Raw genomic sequence first — 2,495 nt, 5'->3', positions numbered from 1 at the left:
GAGAGCTTTTCGACATCGCCCGAGAGCTTTTCAACCCGCTCCGAGAGTTTTTCGCTATCCCCTGAGAGCCGATCGATCCGCCTCAAAACTTCCTCTTGTTGTTGGGTGAGACGAGCTATTGCTTGGCTATTGGCCTCGACCAGGCGCTCGACTCGCTCTAGGCGCTCTTCTGTTGAAATCGTCATAGGGGCTAACAGTCGCGAGTACGGTACACCAGAATACCCATCCTATGCTATTGCCGGCTATTCGTCTCTCCGGCAGGGGTTTAATGGGAGGGCCTCCCATTCTGCTGCCCTGGATTGGGTGCGGTAATCTTGAGATCGTGAAGTCTTGTTCGTTAGCTTCCATGCCGTCAAAAGATCCAACTCCTCTGCCCAAGCCCCAGTCGCCATCAGGGGAAACCCCTGCCAGCTCGGGATCCCGCAGCTGGTGGCAGGCGCAACGGGAAAACCTTCTGACGGTGGTGCTGGCTCTGTTGCTGGCCTTCGGCATTCGCACCTTTGTGGCAGAGGCGCGTTGGATCCCCTCCGATTCGATGCTGCCCACTCTGGAAGAAGGGGATCGGCTGGTGGTGGAAAAGGTCAGCTACCGCTTTGGTTCGCCCAGACGAGGCGATATTATTGTTTTCAACCCTCCCGCCAAACTGAACTTCGACGGGGCCTACATCAAGCGGGTGATCGGCCTGCCGGGAGATCGCATTCGCATCGCCAACGGTGAGGTCATCATCAACGGGATCCCGCTGCGGGAAGACTACATCTATGCCCCCCCCGACTATTCTTGCCCTGGCGAGCGCTGTCCTGGAGTTCCCAATCAGGGATCCGAATTCGTGGTTCCTCCCCGCTCCTATTTTGTGATGGGGGATAACCGCAACGACAGCCAAGACTCCCATGTGTGGGGTTTCTTGCCGGAAGAAAACATCATCGGCAACACCATTTTTCGCTTTTGGCCCCCAAATCGCCTACACTTTTTCGCCCCGCCAGAATATCCTGAGCTTCTTCCAGAGGCCCAAGTGTTGGGCAACACAGCCCGGTAGAAAGCCAGCTTGACCCTGTCGGGACTGCTCAGTGCAGCCGCTCCAGCACATAGTCCACCATCTGAAACAAAGCACGACGCGCCGCAGAGTCCGGCAGGCTATACAGCGCTTCGGCAGCCCGCTGGGCGTAGTCGCGGGCCAACTGACGAGAGCGTGGGATCCCTTCGCTTTGATACACCCACTCCAGGGCCTGCTTCAGGTCTTGCGGGTTGGACAGCTCCCTGAGAATGAGCTCTCGCATCTGGGGAAATTCCTCTAGGGCAAACAGAACGGGTGCAGTGAGGTTGCCCTGGATGAGGTCGGATCCCACAGGCTTGCCAAGCGTCTCTGCCGAAGCGGTGAAATCCAGCAGATCGTCGACAATCTGAAAAGCAATGCCCAGATCCCGCCCAAAATCGAACAGGCGATCCGCCACTTCCTCGCTAACCCCGCTCAGCAGGCCAGCAGCCTTGGAACTGCCGGACATGAGGGAGGCCGTTTTGTAGAAGCTCTTGGCCAGGTAGTCTTCCATCGACACATCCGGGTCGAAGCGGGTGAGGCTCTGGCGCACCTCTCCCTCCGGCAAATCCATGATTACTTTGGAAAGGAGCTTCACTACCTCCAGGTTGTCCAGATTGGCCAAGTACCAAGCAGCTTGGCCGAAGAGGTAATCCCCCGCCAGCACGGCTATCCGATTGTCGAAGAGGGTATTCACCGTATCGATGCCCCGTCGCACATCGGCAGCATCAATCACATCGTCGTGAACCAGGCTGGCCGTGTGGATCATCTCCGTGATCTCTGCCAAGCGCCAATGCCGTGGGGTAATCTCTCCATCTGGAGTGGTGGCACGGGCGATGAGGAGCACGATGGCTGGCCGGATCCCTTTCCCTCCCGCCGAAAACAGATGTTCGGCAGCCATGGCCAGGATGGGGTGCTTGGCACTCACCAACCGCGTCAGGTTCTGGCGTAAACGCTCCAGATCCGCTTCTACAGGGCCAAAGGGGGAGAGCACAGAGGTCATGGAGCCAAAGTATGATGAGGTTTTACAAAATTTCACATCTTTTCCTATTGTAGAGTACCCCATCGTTCCCGGGGAAAACCAGGCAGTATCATGCAAGCAGTCTTTTGCCCTTCTCATGTCGGATCCCGTTCCCCCACTTCGATCTCATTCCGTTCCGCCGCTCCCTTCAGAACCCGATTGGGAGGAGGAGTGGGAGCTGGCGCTGGAAAAGCCGCCGCTGCCTGGGCGGGCCCAGCCTCACCATCATGATCCCCAGTCTCGGCGCAAGTTGATCAACCGCTTGGCTCGCATCGAAGGGCATGTGCACGGGATCCGCTCCATGATCGAGCAGGATCAGCCCTGTCCAGATGTGCTGCTGCAAATTGCCGCCGTCAAGGGAGCGCTGGATCGGGTGGCGCGGCTGATTTTGGACGATCACATTCGCCACTGCATCCGCCATGCCATCGAGACCGGCAATATCGA

3 protein-coding genes and 1 pseudogene are annotated in these 2,495 nt (G+C 57.8%); 2 read left to right on the top strand and 2 right to left on the bottom strand.

Annotated features, from left to right (window positions below):
- Positions 1 to 185, bottom strand: a pseudogene (locus tag NW820_RS01605) (hypothetical protein); the annotation flags it as partial.
- A gap of 161 nt (positions 186 to 346) precedes the next feature.
- On the opposite strand from NW820_RS01605, the gene lepB reads away from it, so the two are divergent.
- A complete protein-coding gene (gene lepB / locus NW820_RS01600; protein WP_041436160.1) occupies positions 347 to 1,033 on the top strand; it encodes a signal peptidase I in 687 nt (228 codons plus the stop codon).
- 28 nt (positions 1,034 to 1,061) lie between these two features.
- Here lepB and sds read toward each other — a convergent pair whose 3' ends face one another.
- On the bottom strand, positions 1,062 to 2,033 hold the full coding sequence (sds, locus tag NW820_RS01595; protein WP_041436149.1) for a solanesyl diphosphate synthase: 972 nt from the start codon (positions 2,031 to 2,033) through the stop codon (positions 1,062 to 1,064).
- A gap of 115 nt (positions 2,034 to 2,148) precedes the next feature.
- Between sds and NW820_RS01590 the strand changes: the two genes are divergently transcribed.
- On the top strand, positions 2,149 to 2,495 hold a 347-nt coding region (locus NW820_RS01590; RefSeq protein ID WP_414406499.1), incomplete at its 3' end, for a metal-sensing transcriptional repressor.

It is taken from the genome of Synechococcus sp. R55.7, assembly GCF_047461955.1.
GTDB lineage: Bacteria > Cyanobacteriota > Cyanobacteriia > Thermostichales > Thermostichaceae > Thermostichus.
This window is presented reverse-complemented; position numbering and strand designations above follow the sequence as displayed.